This window comes from Dactylosporangium sp. NPDC051087 (assembly GCF_055586325.1).
The window spans coordinates 483,838-500,398 of record NZ_JBVJIJ010000001.1; the positions used below are offsets into that span (position 1 = coordinate 483,838).

Genomic DNA, 16,561 nt, shown 5'->3' on the forward strand with positions numbered 1-16,561 from the left:
GTGGGACCAGGCAGCGCCGGCGGGACCAGGCGGTGCCGGGGTAGCGGTTGTGGGGCCGGCTGGCGCCAGAGGTGGCCGCGCTGGCGGCTGGGCGGTGCCGGGGTGACGGCGGTGGAGGCCAGGCGGCGCAGGTGGGACCAGGCAGTGCCGATGGGACCAGGCAGTACCGCGGGCCCCAGGCAGTGCCCGGGTAGCGGTTGTGGGGCCGGCTGGGGTTAGAGGTGGCCGCGTTGGCGGCTGGGCGGTGCCGGGGTGACGGCGGTGGGGGTCAGGCGGTTTCCAGGTAGCGGCGGGCGGCGGTGAAGCGGCCGGCGGCGAGGTCGGCCTCGGAGAGCCAGAAGGAGACGTTGACGACCTCCCCCCAGGCGGTGCCCGGCTCGGCTTCGAGCTGCAGCAGCGGGCGGAGGCCGGGCAGGTGCAGGAACGCGTCACGCTGCCAGCCGAGGACCTGGTGGCGGGGTGGCCGGCCGGCGGCGTCCTCGGCGAGCTCGCGGGCGTTCATCGCGCCGACCGGATCGGTGGTGAAGGCGTCGTGGAGGGCCGGGGCGTCGTACGGCGGGACCGAGGCGACCCGGGCGGCGGCGAGGTGCAGCGGCGGGACGACCTGCACGCCGGGCGGGGCCGGGCGGGGCGGCAGACCGGCGGGGACGTGCAGGACCCGGCAGCCGCTGTCGGGTGACTCGCCGGTGGTGAAGGACTCCTCGTGGAAGAAGAGCAGCTCACCGGTGCGCGGCAGGGTCCACGTCTCGGGCAGCAGGCCGGCGAGGTCGGCGCATTCGAGGCGGGCGAGCAGGGCCATGGGGCTGCCGGCGTACGCGGGCCAGTCGGTCCCGTCGGGCAGCCCGGGCAGCCCGCCGTAGCGGTGCGACCGGGTGGCGACCGCTGCCGGGATCACGGTGAGCGAGGCCGCCGGCTCGATCAGGGACTCGAACAGGTGCATACGTGATCCTCGACAAGACACAGGCAAGACACCGACACCGACTCAGACACCAACTCGGACACCAACTCGGACAACGACAGAGACACCGACAAAAACGACAGCGGAAAAGCAGAACTGGCATCGGGACTTTAGCGTGGGACGCATGGATGCCTCGGCGATTGCGGTGAGCGTCGTCGTCTGTTTCGGCGCGGCGGTCGCGCTGATCGTCGTCGCGGCGGTGGTGTCGGCGCGGCGGGAGCGGGCGCGGCGGGACGCGTTGCGGCTCTGGGCGAAGCACAACGGCTGGCAGGTCGTGGAGAGGCCGCAGGTCGACTGGGGGCGGCGGATGCCGGGCAGGAACCGGCGGGGCGTGTCGCTCGCGCTGTTCGGCACGGTCGGCGGGCACCCGGTGAGCATCGCCGATTATTCGTACACGACGTCGTCGACCTCGACGGACGCCAATGGGGCGACGCAGACGACCACGACCACCCATCACCACGTCGCGGTGGTGGTGCGGTTACGGATGCCGCGGCCGACGGTGGCCGTGCACCGGCGTGGCGGCGGGTCGAAGTTGTGGCGGTCGCTGTTCGGCGACAAGGCGACCGCGATCGGCTATGAGGCCTTCGACAGCGCGTACCGGGTGAACGCGAGCGACCCGAGCCTGGTCAGGGCGGTGATCGGCGGCCCGCTGGTCGCGGAGCACGTCGCCGGGCGGCTGCCGGACTGGAGCGTGGAGGGCAACGAGCTGCTGACCTTCCAGCAGGGCCGGATCGGCGCGCCGGAGCGGATTCCCGCGCAGATCGGGCCGCTGCTACGGGTCGCCGACCTGCTGGAGCATCACGCGAGCACCTAGGCCGAGTCGTAGCGGGCCTGCGCGGCGGAGATCGCCGGCATCTCGGCCTCCACGAGGTCGATCAGCTCCAGCAGCTTGGTGGCCACCCTGCGGCCGGGGTCGGTGAGGCTGTATTCGACGCGGGGCGGGATGGTGCTCTGCACCGTGCGCACGACCAGGCCGTCGCGCTCCAGGGCGTGCAGCGTCTGCGACAGCATCTTCTCGCTCACGCCGTCGACGCGGCGGCGCAGCTCGTTGAACCGGTGGGTGCCGTCCAGCAGCGCCGCCATGGACAGGATGCCCCAGCGTCCCGCCACCGTGTCCATGACCGGGCGGGACGTGCAGTTCCTGGCGAAGACGTCGAAGACCAGCCCCTCGTACGACATGAGACAACGGTAACTCAAGGTTTGCACTTTCTATAAGTTAGTGCTTACTTTGAGAGAGTAACCAGGACGAGGGAGTTCTCATGACCATCACCGTCACCGGCGCCACCGGCCAACTGGGCCGCCTGGTCGTCGACGGGCTCCAGCAGCACGGCATCACCGCGGTCGCCGCGGTCCGCGACACCACGAAGGCCACCACCAAGAGCGTGCACGCCGACTACGACCGGCCGGAGACGCTCGTGCCGGCGTTCGAGGGCACCGACAAGCTGCTGCTCATCTCCGGCAGCGAGACCGGCAAGCGGATCGCGCAGCACCGGGCCGTCGTCGACGCCGCCGTCAAGGCCGGGGTCGGCCACATCGTGTACACGAGCATCACCAGCGCCGACACGTCGAGCAACCCGCTCGCGCCCGAGCACAAGGCGACGGAGGACCTCATCGTCGCGTCGGGGCTGCCGTACACCTTCCTGCGCAACAACTGGTATTTCGAGAACTACGCGGGCAGCCTGCCGGCCGCGCTGGAGCACGGCGTGATCCTCGGCGCCGCCGGTGAGGGCCGGATCGCCGCCGCGACCCGCGAGGACTTCGCCGCCGGTGCGGTGGCGGTGCTGACCGGTGAGGGGCACGCCGGGAAGGTCTACGAGTTCGGCGGCGACGCGACCATGTCCATGTCGGACCTGGCCGCCGAGGTGACCGCGCAGTCCGGCACCAAGGTCGCCTACCAGGACCTGCCCGAGGCCGACTACGCGCAGGCACTGATCGGGTTCGGGCTGCCGGAGGGGTTCGCCCGCGTGCTCGCCGCGGCCGACACGTCGATCGCGAACGGTAGCCTCGACCTGGTCAGCGGCGACCTGTCCCGCCTGACCGGCCGCCCGACCACCACACTCGCCGAAGCGGTGGCGAAGGCACTGCCGAAGAAGTAGGGAACGCGACGGCGCCCCGGTGCGTGTACGTGCTGTGAGGACGCCAGTGATGACAGCCGCACCGCCCGGCGACTTCGAGTCGTTCTACCGGGCCGAGGCGGACCGGCTCTACCGTGCGCTCGCCGTGACACTCGGCGACGCGCATCTCGCCCGCGACGCCGCGGACGAGGCGATGGCACGCGCCTACGCCCACTGGGGCCGGGTCCGTGACCACGACAACCCTGGCGGATGGGCGTTCCGCGTCGGACTCAACTGGGCCACCTCCTGGTGGCGCAAGGTCCGGCGGGAGCGCCCATTGCCGTGCACGGACACGGCCAACGGCGTGAAGGAGGGGCCGGACACGCATGCCGGGGCGCTCGCCGCCCTGCGCCGGCTGCCGCTGCCGCAGCGCGCCGTGATCGTCTGCCGGGTCCTGCTGGACCTGTCGACCGTGGAGACCGCCACCGTGCTCGGCATCGCCGAGGGCACGGTCAAGAGCCGGATGGCGCGCGGCCTCGCCGAGCTGCGCCAGACCCTGGGCGAGGAGCAGCAATGACCACCGACGACATCAAGGACACCGTGCTTCGGGCCGCTGCGGCGGTACCGATGAAAAGCTCGGACCTGGAAACCGTGCTCAGACGGCACCGGAGCAACCGCCGGCGCCGCCGAGGTGCCGCGGCGCTGGCAATGGTGGCGGCGGTAGCGGGGGTGGCCGCCGCGACGGTGACGCTGGCCCCGGAGAAGAGCCGGGAACCGCAACAGGTGCAGCCCGGTCAGACGCAGACGGCGGTCAAGGCCGAGCGGATCAGGCTCGACGCCGGCCCGATCCTGGGCCCGAACAAGTCGGGCGACTACGCCACCGTGCCTGACGTCCGGGCGCTGCTGGAGCTCGGCGACAGTGCGGGGATCGTCACCACCCCGGTGCCGGCCACCGCGGTCGACGACATCCGGTCCTGGATCCCGCTCGGCGACGGCCGTTCCGTGGTGCTGGGCGGCAAAGACCTCCGCCCCGGCGAGCAGCGCGAGGACGGCCCCGACGTCACCGGCTACGCGATCCGCCTCCTGGTCCTGGCCCCGGGCGGCCAGGTCACCCAGCAGCGCGAGGTCCGGGTGCAGGGCGAGGACGTCCAGCTCCTCGGCGCGACGGAGACCACGGCCTACCTGTACCGGACCCCCGGCCGCGTCATGGCGCACGACCTCGCCACCGGCGCGGAGCGCCGCCTCGACGTCCAGGCGCCCGACCCGCAGACGCACGGCATGGTGATCCAGGGCGACCTGCTGATCTCCGTCCGGCTGGACTCCTGCGACCTGACGGCGGTCAGCCTCGACGGTGGGAAGGCGCTGTTCGGTGCGCAGTTCTCCACCTGTACCGGCATGCCGGCCATGCGGCTGTCGCCCGACGGCCGGACGCTCGCCGTCGCGATGAGCGACAACGCCGGGACGGTGCGCGTCGCGATGATCAACGTCGCGACTGGCAGCGGCTACGTGTTGCAGGTGGGCGAGGGACAAGGCGTGCTCGGCGTCGGCTGGGCCGGCGGCACGGTGCGGGTCGCCTGGGTGCGCCTGCCCGCACCGGGCGGGCACCCGTTGAGCGAATCGATCCAGGTCGCTGACATCCCGTAGCCCTGTCATCCGACCGGCCGGGGTTCGCGGCAACACCTCATGCTCCCGCCGAGGGGGTCGATGGCAGGCACGTCGCGGTCACCGACCCCTGAGGAGCACGGATGCGCCCTGGATCACAGAAGATCGTCCGCACAGCCTTCGGCCTGTTGATGGCGGTGGGTGGCTCGCTCGTCGCGGTGACCCCCGCCGCCGCGGCCACCACCCCGTCGGTGCTGCCGCACGCCGTCGGCGGGTTCACCGCGCCGACCACCCGGGTCGCCGCGAAGGCGAAGATCGGCGTGTCGGCGGCGCTTCCGGACAGCGCGACGCTGAAGGCCAACCTCCCGGCCGTCGGCGACCAGGGCCAGATCGGCTCGTGCGTGGCCTGGACCATCGCCCATTCGCTCATGGGCTACTACGCGAAGCGCGACGGCGCCGTCGGTGCCCCGTACGCGCCGCTGTACCTCTACATGCGCGCGGTGCAGAAGGGTGGCGCGCCGAACGCGGGTCTGGTGCCGGAGAAGGCACTCACGGAGGCCGCCACCAACGGCGTCGACACGCAGGACGACTACGTCCAGGGCACCACCAACTACTCGGTCCCGCCGACCGCCGCGGAGATCGAGAACGCCAAGAACTACAAGGTCGCCAAGTGGACGACGCTGTGGACCGGCGCCAACCAGGGCAACGCCGGGCAGCTCGCGGTGGAGACGGCGATCGCCGCCGGTTCGCCGGTCGCCATCGGCATGCCGGTCTACAAGGACTTCATGTACCTGACCGGCAACAGCCTCTACAAGACGACCACCGGCACCAACCTCGGCGGCCACATGGTCACCGCGTACGCGTACGACGCCGAGGGCGTGTGGATCCGCAACCAGTGGGGCACCGCGTGGGGCGCCGCCGGCGACGCGCACCTCGCGTGGGCGTTCGTCAACACCAGCGTGCAGGCCGCCTACACCGTCAGCGGCGTGACCACCCCGTCGAAGGTCACCGTGCCCCGGCCGTCGGTGTCGACGCTGTCGCAGGTCCGCGGCCCGATCACGGGCGGCACCGAGGTCACGATCACCGGCGGCAACCTGGCCGGCGCGACGGCGGTCAAGTTCGGCGAGACCGTGGCCCAGTTCCGCAAGGTCGAGGCGAACGGGGTCACCACCCTGGTCGCCACGTCGCCGCCGCACGCCAAGGGCGCCGTGGACGTGACGGTGGCCAACGCCGCCGGGGTCAGCACGCTGAACTCGCAGGCGCGCTTCCTGTACCAGCCGCCGCTGCCGGTCGTGACCAGCCTCAGCGCGGCGAGCGCCAGCACGGTCGGTGGCACCGTCCTCACCATCACCGGCGCGAACCTCGACGGCGCGACCGCGGTCCGCATCGGCGCCAACGCCGCCACCAACGTCAAGGTCATGACGCCGACCTCGGTCGCGTTCACCGTGCCGCCGAAGCTCACGCCCGGCATCTACGACGTCACGGTGGTGACGCCGTCCGGCACCAGCGCGACCGTCGCGGCCGACAAGCTGGCGATCGTCAACCCGCCCGCGCCGACCGTCGCCTCGCTGAGCGTGACCAGCGGGCCGACCTACACCACCACCCCGGTCGTCGTCACCGGCACCAATCTCGGCGGCGTCACGGCGGTCAGCGTCGGCGGCGTGAGCGCCCTGTACCAGCGGGTCTCCGACACCCAGCTGAAGGTGACGATGCCGGTGCACGCGGCCGGTCAGGTGACCGTGCGGATCACCACCGCCGGCGGCACCGTCGAGGGCACCGCCGCGCCGTTCACCTACGTCGCGCCGCCGGCGCCGACCGTGGGCGCGGTGACCCCGTCGACCGGCGGCACGAAGGCGTGGACGACGGTCGAGGTCTCCGGCACCAACTTCATGACCGTGGACCGGGTGCTCTCCAACGGTGCGAACGTCTCCTTCGTCAAGCTGTCGGACACCAAGCTCAAGGTCTACCTGCCGCCGCGCCCCGCGGGCGCCGTCCAGGTCCAGGTCATCACGAAGGGTGGCACCAGCGCAGCTGCCACGGCGTCGACCTTCACCTACAAGGTCTGACGCGGTTGAGGGGGAGGGCGCGACGCGCCCTCCCCCTCAATGCCGGACGGTCAGATGCGCGAGGTGAACGTCGACAGCCAGCGGTCGCTGACCGGCGCTCCGGCGTTGGTGAAGCAGGCGATGGTCACCAGCGCGGTCCCGCCGGCGTCGCTCCACAGCTTCTCCAGGCCGCAGTAGTTCGACGTGTCGCCGAACGCGGTCACCTGCGAGTGCGTCTCCTTCTGGTGCAGGTCCGGATACTTGATGACCATGCCGCCGATGGAGTTGAACCCGAAGCCGTAGACGCTGTTGAAGTTGGTCTGCCCGGCGAACGCGTTGGAGACGTAGCCGAAGTACGCCGGCACGTTCGCGGTCACCGCCCGCTGCCGGTGGAACGAGGCGACGAACTCGGAGTCCATCAGGGCGCCGGTGGCGGGGTTGTAGCAGGCGACCAGCGCGATGACGTCGGTGCCCGACCAGGTCCAGCGGGCCACCTTGCAGCGGCGGGCCTGCGCGTTGGGCTGGACGGCGGTCACCTGGATGTTCCCGGACTGCGCGCCGAGCGAGCCGACGCCGGAGAAGCGCACCGTGTAGTAGCCGGGCGACGACGGGCTGACGCTGACCGGTCCGCCGGTGGAGTTGTACTGCTGCACGATCGCGCCCAGCGAAGTGGACTGCACGGACGCGTAGGTGTTCGCGGCGGGTACCACGCCCGAGCTCAGCGTCCAGAGCACCGTGAACGGCGTGTCGATGGGCACGCCGCCGGGCTTGAAGCATTGGACTTCGACAATCTCGTCGACGCCGGAGATGTTCCAGCGGACCGCCTCACAGAAGCGGCCGTCGGGGTTCACCGCGGTGACGTGCGGGATGCCGCGGGAGGAGGCGACGCCGATCTGCGGGAAGCGCACCAGGTAGCGGCCGGTGGTCACCTTGATCCCGTCGGCCCAGGCGGCCGGGGCGAAGGTCTTCCAGCTGCCCCACTGGTAGTTCATGGGCAGGGTGTTCCACACCGTGATGGTGGGGTCCTTCACGTACGCGAAACCCCAGCGGTCAGGAGTGGCGGCCTGCGCGGGGACGGAGGGGAGGAGGAGGGCTGCCGTCACCATGGCGGTGGCGACGGCGAGCAGTCTTCTGAGCATCCGTGCTCCAATCGATGTTGGTCGATGCCGACGTAACCACTGTGCCGTTGGTTGCACGGAAACGCTGTCGTGTTCAGTACATTTCCTCACCCGGGTGAATCGTTTGACGGGGCATCGCCTCACCCGAACGACCGCTACCCTTTGCCGGACTTCGATCCTTGCTGGGGGTGGACCCGGATGCGACGAATCCTTTTCGCGGTGGCTGCGGCCGGTGTACTGAGTGCACTGGGCGCCTGCACGGCGTCGGGCGCGGAGGAGGTGCGCACTCCCGGCCTCGCCGACCGGGGCGTCACGATGACGACGGTGAAGCCGACCCGCCAGGACCTGGCCAACAAGGTGAGCCTGACCGGCAAGGTGCAGCTGAGTCCCACGTTCGGCCTGGTCGCCCCGATCGACGGGGAGATCCGCTATCTCGACGTCAAGGCGTCGACGAGCACACCGACCAAGCCCACCAAGGTCGCCAACATCTGGGCCGGCGGCAAGGCCACGCCCATCGAGGTGCCCGCCGGCGCCACGTTCAGCGGCCGGCTCGTCGACGACCGGTCCAAGGTGACCGTCGGCATGCCGATCGTCTCGGCGAAGCAGGCCGGCTACGGCGTCGTCGCGGACATCGACGGATCGCAGGCGTACCAGATCTCGGACAAGCTCGAGTCGGTGCAGGCGCAGATCAAGAGCGGCCCCGGGCCGTTCCCGTGCACGGTCCTCGGCACGCTCGCCGCGCTGCCCGCCGGCACGATCCCGGAGCCGGTCACCCCGACAGCGAATCCGTCGGCGCAGCCCACGGCCGCCCCGCCGAGGGTCGTCGGCCAGCAGCAGCAGCCCTCCGAGCCGACGGGCATGCGCCTGGTGTGCGTACCGCCGGCCGACGTCAAAGCGATCAACGGCGCCGCAGCGACCGTCGAGGTGATCACCGCCCGCGTCGCGAACGCCCTCGTCCTGCCCGTCGAGGCGGTCGCCGGCTCGCAGGGCAAGGGCAAGGTCGACGTCATCAAGCCCGACCAGTCGAAGGAGACGGTCGAGGTCACGCTCGGTCTCAGCGACGGGAAGGTCATCGAGATCAAGGGCGGCCTCACCGGCGACGAGACCGTCGCGGTCCCCGGCCCCAACCTGCCGGCCGCCAAGAACCAAGAGCCCATGCCCGGGTTCAGCAAATGAACCCGCTCATCGAGATGCAGGGCATCACCAAGACGCTCAAGGGCCAGCAGGAGCCGCGGTTGATCCTCAACGGGGTCGACCTGACCGTCGAGCCCGGCGAGAGCGTCGCGATCCTCGGCCGCTCCGGCTCCGGCAAGAGCACCCTGCTGAGCCTCATCGGGCTCTTCGACCGGCCGGACGGCGGGCAGTACTTCATGGACGGCCGCGACCTGGCCCGCATCCCCGAACGCAAGGCTGCCGCCCTGCGCAGCGCCCGGTTCGGCTTCGTCTTCCAGCGATTCTTCCTGCTCAAGCACCTCACCGCCGCGCAGAACGTGGCGATGGCGCTGGTCAACGGGCAGGGCTGGCTGCCGCGAAGGCACCGCCGGGCCCGGGTCATGGAGGCGCTCGACCTGGTCGGTATCGCCCACCTGGCCAAGCAGCGGCCGGCCAAGCTGTCCGGCGGCGAGCAGCAGCGTGTCGCGGTGGCCCGGGCGCTGGTGCGGCAGCCGAAGCTGCTGCTCGCCGACGAGCCCACCGGGGCGCTGGACACCGAGACGGGCAACCTCGTCATCGAGGTCATGCGCGCCGCCACCGACCGCGGCTGCGGGCTGATCCTGGTCACGCACGACCATGCCCACGCGGCGAAGATGCAGCGCGTGCTGTCCCTGACCGACGGGGTACTCACATGATCAGGCTTTCGGGCAGACTCCGCTCCGCGCTGATCATCGGTGCGCAGGGCATCCGGTCGCGGAAGCTGCGCACGTTCCTGTCGATGATCAGCCTGTTCCTCGGCGTGCTGGCGGTCGTCACCGTCCAGGCGGGCGCGGAGACGGCGAAGACCCTGCGCCTTGCCGACCTGGAGCTGCACGTCGGCAAGGACGGCACCCGGCAGCTGTACGTACCGTCGATGGCGGACGCGATGGACGCCGCCCTCACCACCGTGGCCGGCCGGCCCGGCGTCGTCGGGATGATGAGCTACCAGGCGATCATCGGCGAGCCGAACGTGCTGCCGATCAACCAGGGCGCCGCACCGTTCGACAACACCGACGGCGGCTACTACGGCCCGGGCATGCAGGTCTACTGCGACCCGATGACCGGCGCGTGCCGGCCCATGGAGCCCGAGGCACAACAGCCCAGGGGCCAGGCGGTGGAGCTCGTGCTGCAGGGCCTGACCGGCGACATCCGGCAGTTCCGCCCGTTCCGCCCGGTCGCCGGCGACTGGCTCGACTTCGGCGGCGACCCGTCCTACTCACCGCGGCTGGTGCTCAACAAGGAGGCGGCGAAGGGCTTCAGCCGCTACCGGATCCCCGCCGAGATGCGGGTCGAGGGCGCGACCGCCAACCCGACGCCGCGCATCGTCGGTGTCATCGACGACGGCAACTCCCAGCCGACCGCCTACGTGCGGGTCGACGAGATGCGCAACTGGATGCCGAAGCCGGTGGCCAACCAGATGTACGGCCCCGGCCTGCAGCTGATGTTCGCCCCGGGCGCGGGGGAGACCGAGGCCCTCGTCATGCGCAAGCTGACCGCGCTCGGCGTACCCCAGGACATGCTGCAGATCCAGACCATCAACGAGCGTAAGAACATCGCGGGCGAGCTGGCGATCATCCGCTGGATCTTCCTCGGCATGGCCGGGCTGGTCCTGCTCATCGGCGTCGCCGGCATCCTCAACGTCGGCCTCGCCACCGTCGGCGAGCGGGTCGAGGAGTTCGCGCTGCGCCGCGCGGTCGGCACGCCGAGGGTCCTGCTGGCCGGCATCGTCCTGGCCGAGACGCTGCTGACCGGGCTGCTGACCGCGGGCGCCGCGATCGGCGTCGGGGTGCTCGCCCTCGACGTCGGCGCCGGCCTGCTCGGCTCGCGGATCCCGCAGCTGCAGGACGTGAGCTTCCCCTGGCAGGCGGGTGTCGCCGGGGTCATCGCGGGCCTGGTCGCGGGTCTGCTCGGCGGCCTGATCCCGGCCGTCCGCGCGGCCCGGATCCCGATCGCCACCGTCATGCGCGCGTAAGCGAAAGGGGCGCCCGCCGAAACGGGCGCCCCTTCCTGGTGAGGAGAAACTACGGGGCCCAGGGGTTGTCCACGGACCACGTGGTGTCCTCGGTGAACGTCGTGGGGTTGTCCCACGCGTTGGGGCCGCCCGGCGTCGCCAGCCACAGCTCCGACGCCCGGTGGCGCAGGAACTGGCCGGGGAAGTTCCAGGCGGTCAGCCGCACCCCGCCGCTGCCCTGCTGGGCGCACCAGGTGGCGTCGGCCTTGAACAGCGCCGAGTTGTCGTTCGCCGCCAGCTTCACCCGGAAGGCCTGGTGCCGCAGGTACTGGCCGGGGTAGTTGCGCGACTCGAACGAGTAGCACGACGAGTCGGCCAGGCCCGGCACGATCCGCCAGGTCGCGTCCTGCTTCAGCAGCGTGCTGCTGTTGGCGTCGACGACCTCGGTGTAGCCGAGGCTGTTCTGGTGCCGGATGTAGCGGGTGGTGCAGCACGGCGTCACGACCCGGAACGACTTGTAGACGTTGGTCGGCAGCGTCGCCGGCGGCGGCGGGTTGGTCGAGGCGTTGATGAGCGCCTGGTTCGCGGCGCGGAACCGGGCCACGTCGACCTTCATCACCTGGCGGTCGTAGGTGAGGAAGCCGTTGCTCTCGTTCTCCACGTCGGTGATCTCGGTGTAGACCGACGCCGACAGGCCCGCCGGCATGCCGCCGGTGCGGATCTGGTCGTACAGGCCGACGATGCGGTTGTTGAGGTTGGTGGCGTTGCCCTGGTCCTCGTAACTGAACCCGTTGCCCGGCGACCATTCGTGGCCGGCCACTTTCAGGCCGAGGCCGCCGAACTCGCCGAGCACCGCGGCGCGGGTCGCGGTCGGCAGGGTGGAGCCGGGACCGACGTAGATGTGGTTGTCGATCACGTCGCCGTTGCCGCCGTCGACGGAGCCGCAGCAGTTGACCCCGCTCATGTTGTTGACCAGGCGGGACGGGTCGTAGGCCTTGACCTCGTTGGCGATGCGGGCCTGGTCGTACTGGCCCCAGCCCTCGTTCTGGTTGACCCACATGACCAGCGACGGCGAGCTGCGGTGCTGGTCGATGATGCGGTCGTACTCGGCCTCCCACTGGGTGCGGGCGGCGGTGGTCGGGTTCTTGCCGGTCGGCATGGCGGGGATGTCCTGCCACACCAGCAGGCCGAGCTGGTCCGCGGCGTAGAACCAGCGCTGCGGCTCGACCTTGATGTGCTTGCGGACCATGTTGAAGCCGAGGTCCTTGTGCGCCTGAAGGTCGGAGCGCAGGGCCGCGTCGGTCGGCGCGGTGTAGATGCCGTCGGGCCAGTAGCCCTGGTCCAGCGTGCCGGACTGGAAGACGAACTGGCCGTTGAGCAGGATGCGCAGCTTGCCGTTGACGTTGCCGACCGAGATCGAGCGCATGCCGGCGTAGCTGCCGACCGAGTCCACCACCGTGGAGCCGCTCTTCAGGTCGATTTTCACGTTGTACAGGAACGGGTCACTGGGCGACCAGCGGTGCGCGTTGGGCACCGGGACGCTGAACGCGGAGCCCGGGTTGCCGTTGGCGGTGCCGACCTGGGTCGACCCGGACAGGACCGTCGCGGTCACGGTGTTGCCGGACAGCCCGGCGCCCTGCACGTTGACCGACAGGGTGTTGTTGGACAGGTTCGGGACCAGGTCCACGCGGGTGATCCTGGCCGTCGGGGTCGGCTCCAGCCAGACCGTCTGCCAGATGCCGGAGGCGCCGGTGTAGAAGATGCCGCCGCCCGCGTGCGGGAGCACGTCGTTGCGGCGCTGCTTGCCGACCGCCTGGCTGCCCGCGTCCGTCGGGTCGTAGACGCCGACGATGATCGTGTTGGTGCCGCCGTTGAGCAGGCCCGTGATGTCGTAGGTGAAGGCGTCGTAGCCTCCGCTGTGGACCGCGCCGGCCTGGGTCCCGTTGACCCACACGGTGGTCTGCCAGTCGACCGCGCCGAAGTTGAGCTGCACCCGGCGGCCGGCCCAGCCCGACGGGACCGTGAAGGTCCGCTTGTACCAGAGCTTGTCGTTCTCCGTGACCTTGCGCTGGATGCCGGACAGCGCGGACTCGACCGGGTAGGGCACCCGGATCTGCTCACCGAACGTGGCCGGCGGGCTGGTCTGACCGCTCCCGGTGACCGCGAAGTCCCAGATGCCGTTGAGGTTCTGCCAGTCGGTGCGGGTCAGCTGCGGGCGGGGGTACTCCGGCAGCGGGTTCGTCGTGGGCACCGAGTTCGTCCACGGCGTGGTCATCGGGGGCGTCTTGGGGGTCCATGCGCTCGCGGGACTCGCCGTGGCGATCACGGTGCCCGCCGTGGCCAGCAACGGTGCCACTGCCAGCGCGAACCATCTGGAGAGCTTCACAGAGGGGCTCCTCGAGGTATGCGTCAGCCCCGGTGGCGGCCGAGGCTGATCCGTGGGGATCCCTCATTGAAGGCGTCCCCACGGACCAACACATAACCTCACGATCCAACGAAGAGTGTCAAGAGTCACTCATCAATATCCCGCACAAGCGCGGGTTTGGACCGCACATTTTCCAACATCAAGCGCCGATGAGTTCGAACTTCTCCCAGGGCCCGATCGCGTCGCGGTTCGCGATGAGCGAGCCGGCGCCGTTGTTCTCCGCCACGACGTACTTGCTGTTCACCGTCGCCTGCAGGCTCTCGCTGCCGTCGGCGTTGCGGATCAGGTTGAAGGTCTCCCACGACCCGGCCGTGGGGCGGTTGGCGAGCAGCGGGTTGGCGCCGCCGTTCTCGGCGCAGACGAACTGACCGGTCGCCTTGGACTTCAGCGCCACCTTGCCACCGCCGAGGTCGACGAGCTCGAACTGCTGCGCGGTGCCGATCGTCGCCGAGTTGGCGATGAGGGCCGTGGTCGCGTTCGCCGCCGTCACGTACTGGTTGTTCGTCAGCGACCGCAGGCTCACCGTCGGGCCGGTGGAGGTGGTCCCGGTGGTGAACGTGAACGCGTCCACGTCGAACAGGTAGCCCGTGCCGCCCTTGAACACCAGGTACAGCGTGGTGGCGCTCGCCGGGCCGGCGACCAGGTTGGCCGTCACGTTGGCGAACGTCTCCCAGCCGCCGGTCGGCGCGACCGTGGCGGTGCCGAGCAGGGTGCCGGTCGGCGAGCCGGCCCGGACCTCGATCGTGCCGCCGGAGCCCGCCGAGGAGACCCGGGCGGTGAACTGGGTGGCGTTGTTCAGCAGGTACGGCGTGTAGGCGATCCAGTCGCCGTTCTCGATGAAGCCGGCGGTGTTGCCACCCTCGGCCGCCGCGTGCGGGGCGATCTGCACGCCCGACTGGGTGCCGTAGTGCTCACCCTGGCGGTGCTTCGGCTGCAGCGTGCGGATCACGTGCGTGGTCAGCCCGCCGTTGTCGGTGTACGCCGCGTCGAAGACGCCGTAGATGTTCGCCGACGCGTCGTGCTCGCCGTCCACCGGCACCGTGATCGAGCCGGTGCAGCCGGTCTTCGAGGTGATCTGGTGGGCGTGGCTGTCGTGGCCCAGCGAGTAGGTCATCGACACCCGCGAGCAGTTGATCGTGCCGTCCTCGGGGTCGGTCACGTTGATCGTGAAGGGCACCGTGTCACCGAAGTTGAACAGCTGGCCCTGCGCCGGGATCGACACGCTCACCTGCGGCGCGGTGTTGCCCACCGTGATCACCGTGCTCGCCGAACCGGTGAGGTTCGTCGGGTCCTTCACGGTGAGCGTCGGGGTCTTCGTGCCGTTGGTGGTGTAGGTGTACGTGGGGTTCGCGGCCGTCGAGTCGGTGGTGCCGTTGCCGTCGAAGTCCCAGGCGTAGCTGAGCGCGCCGCCCTCCGGGTCCGAGCTGCCGGACGAGGAGAAGTTCACGGTCAGCGGGGCGGGGCCGGAGGTCACCGACGCGGTGATCTTCGCCGTCGGGGCGCGGTTGCCGCCGCCGATGTACTCCACCCGGTACAGCGCCTGGTTGCCGCTGCCGGTGCCGTAGTCCAGCACGTACAGCGCGCCGTCCGGGCCGAACGCCATGTCCATGACCTGGGTGCCGGCCCACGGGAACGTGGAGATCTCGCCGGGGGAGCCGTCGGCGTTGACCTTGATCGGCTTGATCCAGCGGCGGCCGTACTCGCCGGCGAAGAACTGGCCGTCGAGGGTCTGCGGGAACTTCACGGCCGAGTTGAGACCGGCGTTGTAGCGGTACACCGGCCCGCCCATCGGCGACTCGGAGCCGCCGCCGAACTCCGGCGGGGTCGAGTCGAAGCCGTAGCGGATCCAGCTCGCCTTGGCGGCGGGCAGCGTGGTCAGACCGGTGTTGCGGAACGAGTTGTTCGTCGGCCCGCCGGTGCAGTTGTACTTGGGGCCGGTGGTGTTGGTGGCGAAGTTCCACTCGTTGTAGGTCTCGGCCGTGGTGTTCGTGCCGGTGCAGTACGGCCAGCCATAGTTGCCGGGGCCGGTGATCCGGTTGAACTCGACCTGGCCGCCGGGGCCGCGGTTCGGGTCCGCCGCGCCCGCGTCGGGGCCGTAGTCGCCGAGGTAGACGATGCCGGTCGGCTTGTCCACGCTCATCCGGAACGGGTTGCGCAGGCCCATCGCGTAGATCTCGGGACGGGTCTTCGCGGTGCCCGGGGCGAACAGGTTGCCCGACGGGATGGCGTACGTGCCGTCGGTGTTGGGCTTGATCCGCAGGACCTTGCCGCGCAGGTCGTTGGTGTTGGCCGAGGAGCGCTGCGCGTCGAACTGCGGGTTGCGGTTGGTCACCTCGTCGATCGGCGCGTACGAGCCGGACTCGAACGGGTTGGTGTCGTCGCCCGTGGTCAGGTACAGGTTGCCGGCCGCGTCGAAGTCGATGTCACCGCCGACGTGGCAGCACTGGCCACGGTCGTTGTTGACGGTCATGACGATCTTCTCGCTGGCCATGTCCAGCGTGTTGTCGGCCTTCATGGTGAAGCGGGAGAGGTTGAGGTGCCCCGCCCACGGCGCGAAGTCCGCCGCGGTGCCCGTCTTCGGCGCGTCGCCGGCCGGGGTGGACAGCGTCGGCGAGTAGTACAGCCAGACCCAGCGGTTGGAGGCGAAGCCGGGGTCGACGGCGACGCCCTGCAGGCCTTCCTCGTCGTGGGTGTAGACCGACAGCTTGGCGGCCTGCTTGGTGTTGCCGGCCGCGTCGGTGACCCGGACTGTGCCGTCACGCGCGGTGTGGATCACCGTGCGGTCCGGCATGACCGCGAGGGACATCGGCTCGCCGAGCTCGGCGCTGCCGAGGGCGAGCTGGACGTGCTGGTAGTCGGAGGCGGGCAGAGGGATGGCGGAGGCCGCGGGCGCGTGGACGATCGCGGCCACGACGGAGCTGCCGGCGGCGAGCGTGGCTGTGGTGAACAGCCTTCTCCACCGGCCAGGGGATGGTGCCATTGCGGGGTGTCCTTCCTGGGCTGATGGGGGTTCCAGCCAGGCAAGACGCGCGCCGATCGCGCTTCCTGTGACCCGCTCGCGGTGGGGCGCCGACCCTTCGCGCGCGCGGGCGAAGACAACTGTGGCGGTGGATGGCGGCCACCGTGTTAGTTATCAGAGCTAACTAACCACCGCGCAGGCAAAACGGCAATGCCGAGTTTTTCGAAACGCGGCATTTGAGGTGTTGTACGGAAAACT

General features: G+C 70.4%; 13 protein-coding genes. 8 read left to right on the top strand and 5 right to left on the bottom strand.

Going from position 1 to position 16,561, the window contains the following annotated elements:
* Window positions 1–268: 268 nt before the first annotated feature.
* Entirely contained in the window at window positions 269–940 is a 672-nt protein-coding gene (locus ACZ6TV_RS02215) for a DUF1963 domain-containing protein (RefSeq protein ID WP_465294395.1), read from the bottom strand.
* Between the two features lie 142 nt (window positions 941–1,082).
* Between ACZ6TV_RS02215 and ACZ6TV_RS02220 the strand changes: the two genes are divergently transcribed.
* Entirely contained in the window at window positions 1,083–1,772 is a 690-nt protein-coding gene (locus tag ACZ6TV_RS02220) for a hypothetical protein (protein ID WP_465294397.1), read from the top strand.
* Here the strand turns inward: ACZ6TV_RS02220 and ACZ6TV_RS02225 are convergent.
* Window positions 1,769–2,137 (bottom strand): winged helix-turn-helix transcriptional regulator, encoded by a 369-nt coding sequence (locus tag ACZ6TV_RS02225; protein WP_465294399.1) that lies wholly within the window; start codon window positions 2,135–2,137, stop codon window positions 1,769–1,771. The two genes, ACZ6TV_RS02220 and ACZ6TV_RS02225, sit on opposite strands and share 4 nt — an antisense overlap.
* A gap of 80 nt (window positions 2,138–2,217) precedes the next feature.
* On the opposite strand from ACZ6TV_RS02225, the gene ACZ6TV_RS02230 reads away from it, so the two are divergent.
* The 4 genes from ACZ6TV_RS02230 (at window position 2,218) to ACZ6TV_RS02245 (ending at window position 6,680) form a co-directional block, all read left to right on the top strand.
* Window positions 2,218–3,054, top strand: coding sequence for an SDR family oxidoreductase (locus ACZ6TV_RS02230; protein ID WP_465294401.1), 837 nt, complete (start codon window positions 2,218–2,220; stop codon window positions 3,052–3,054).
* 49 nt (window positions 3,055–3,103) lie between these two features.
* Window positions 3,104–3,589 carry a SigE family RNA polymerase sigma factor gene (locus ACZ6TV_RS02235; RefSeq protein WP_465294403.1) on the top strand — a complete coding sequence of 162 codons (486 nt, stop codon included), beginning with the start codon at window positions 3,104–3,106 and terminating at the stop codon, window positions 3,587–3,589.
* Entirely contained in the window at window positions 3,586–4,656 is a 1,071-nt protein-coding gene (locus ACZ6TV_RS02240; RefSeq protein WP_465294405.1) for a hypothetical protein, read from the top strand. Before ACZ6TV_RS02235 ends, ACZ6TV_RS02240 begins: the two co-directional genes overlap by 4 nt.
* Before the next feature lie 101 nt (window positions 4,657–4,757).
* Window positions 4,758–6,680, top strand: a complete 1,923-nt coding sequence (locus ACZ6TV_RS02245) for an IPT/TIG domain-containing protein (RefSeq protein ID WP_465294407.1) — start codon at window positions 4,758–4,760, stop codon at window positions 6,678–6,680.
* Between the two features lie 50 nt (window positions 6,681–6,730).
* Here ACZ6TV_RS02245 and ACZ6TV_RS02250 read toward each other — a convergent pair whose 3' ends face one another.
* Window positions 6,731–7,798, bottom strand: a complete 1,068-nt coding sequence (locus tag ACZ6TV_RS02250) for a hypothetical protein (RefSeq protein WP_465294409.1) — start codon at window positions 7,796–7,798, stop codon at window positions 6,731–6,733.
* 177 nt (window positions 7,799–7,975) lie between these two features.
* On the opposite strand from ACZ6TV_RS02250, the gene ACZ6TV_RS02255 reads away from it, so the two are divergent.
* From ACZ6TV_RS02255 to ACZ6TV_RS02265, 3 genes are read left to right on the top strand one after another with little or no spacing between them, the layout of a single operon-like run.
* Window positions 7,976–8,953: an efflux RND transporter periplasmic adaptor subunit gene (locus ACZ6TV_RS02255; RefSeq protein ID WP_465294411.1), complete on the top strand. Its 978-nt coding sequence runs from the start codon at window positions 7,976–7,978 to the stop codon at window positions 8,951–8,953.
* Window positions 8,950–9,624, top strand: a complete 675-nt coding sequence (locus ACZ6TV_RS02260) for an ABC transporter ATP-binding protein (RefSeq protein ID WP_465294413.1) — start codon at window positions 8,950–8,952, stop codon at window positions 9,622–9,624. The genes ACZ6TV_RS02255 and ACZ6TV_RS02260 overlap by 4 nt, the downstream gene beginning before the upstream one ends.
* Complete coding sequence (locus ACZ6TV_RS02265) at window positions 9,621–10,940, top strand: ABC transporter permease (RefSeq protein ID WP_465294415.1); 1,320 nt, start codon at window positions 9,621–9,623, stop codon at window positions 10,938–10,940. Before ACZ6TV_RS02260 ends, ACZ6TV_RS02265 begins: the two co-directional genes overlap by 4 nt.
* A gap of 49 nt (window positions 10,941–10,989) precedes the next feature.
* Here the strand turns inward: ACZ6TV_RS02265 and ACZ6TV_RS02270 are convergent, their stop codons facing one another.
* On the bottom strand, window positions 10,990–13,305 hold the full coding sequence (locus ACZ6TV_RS02270; RefSeq protein WP_465294417.1) for an AbfB domain-containing protein: 2,316 nt from the start codon (window positions 13,303–13,305) through the stop codon (window positions 10,990–10,992).
* Between the two features lie 178 nt (window positions 13,306–13,483).
* A complete protein-coding gene (locus ACZ6TV_RS02275) occupies window positions 13,484–16,324 on the bottom strand; it encodes a PQQ-dependent sugar dehydrogenase (protein WP_465294419.1) in 2,841 nt (946 codons plus the stop codon).
* Between the last annotated feature and the right edge of the window lie 237 nt (window positions 16,325–16,561).

Coding starts and splice junctions, on each gene's coding strand:
- ACZ6TV_RS02225 (WP_465294399.1), bottom strand. CDS start 2,137: ATGTCGTACGAGGGGCTGGTCTTCGACGTCTTCGCCAGGAACTGCACG.
- ACZ6TV_RS02240 (WP_465294405.1), top strand. CDS start 3,586: ATGACCACCGACGACATCAAGGACACCGTGCTTCGGGCCGCTGCGGCG.
- ACZ6TV_RS02265 (WP_465294415.1), top strand. CDS start 9,621: ATGATCAGGCTTTCGGGCAGACTCCGCTCCGCGCTGATCATCGGTGCG.
- ACZ6TV_RS02275 (WP_465294419.1), bottom strand. CDS start 16,324: ATGGCACCATCCCCTGGCCGGTGGAGAAGGCTGTTCACCACAGCCACG.
- ACZ6TV_RS02215 (WP_465294395.1), bottom strand. CDS start 940: ATGCACCTGTTCGAGTCCCTGATCGAGCCGGCGGCCTCGCTCACCGTG.
- ACZ6TV_RS02255 (WP_465294411.1), top strand. CDS start 7,976: ATGCGACGAATCCTTTTCGCGGTGGCTGCGGCCGGTGTACTGAGTGCA.
- ACZ6TV_RS02260 (WP_465294413.1), top strand. CDS start 8,950: ATGAACCCGCTCATCGAGATGCAGGGCATCACCAAGACGCTCAAGGGC.
- ACZ6TV_RS02220 (WP_465294397.1), top strand. CDS start 1,083: ATGGATGCCTCGGCGATTGCGGTGAGCGTCGTCGTCTGTTTCGGCGCG.
- ACZ6TV_RS02235 (WP_465294403.1), top strand. CDS start 3,104: ATGACAGCCGCACCGCCCGGCGACTTCGAGTCGTTCTACCGGGCCGAG.
- ACZ6TV_RS02250 (WP_465294409.1), bottom strand. CDS start 7,798: ATGCTCAGAAGACTGCTCGCCGTCGCCACCGCCATGGTGACGGCAGCC.
- ACZ6TV_RS02245 (WP_465294407.1), top strand. CDS start 4,758: ATGCGCCCTGGATCACAGAAGATCGTCCGCACAGCCTTCGGCCTGTTG.
- ACZ6TV_RS02230 (WP_465294401.1), top strand. CDS start 2,218: ATGACCATCACCGTCACCGGCGCCACCGGCCAACTGGGCCGCCTGGTC.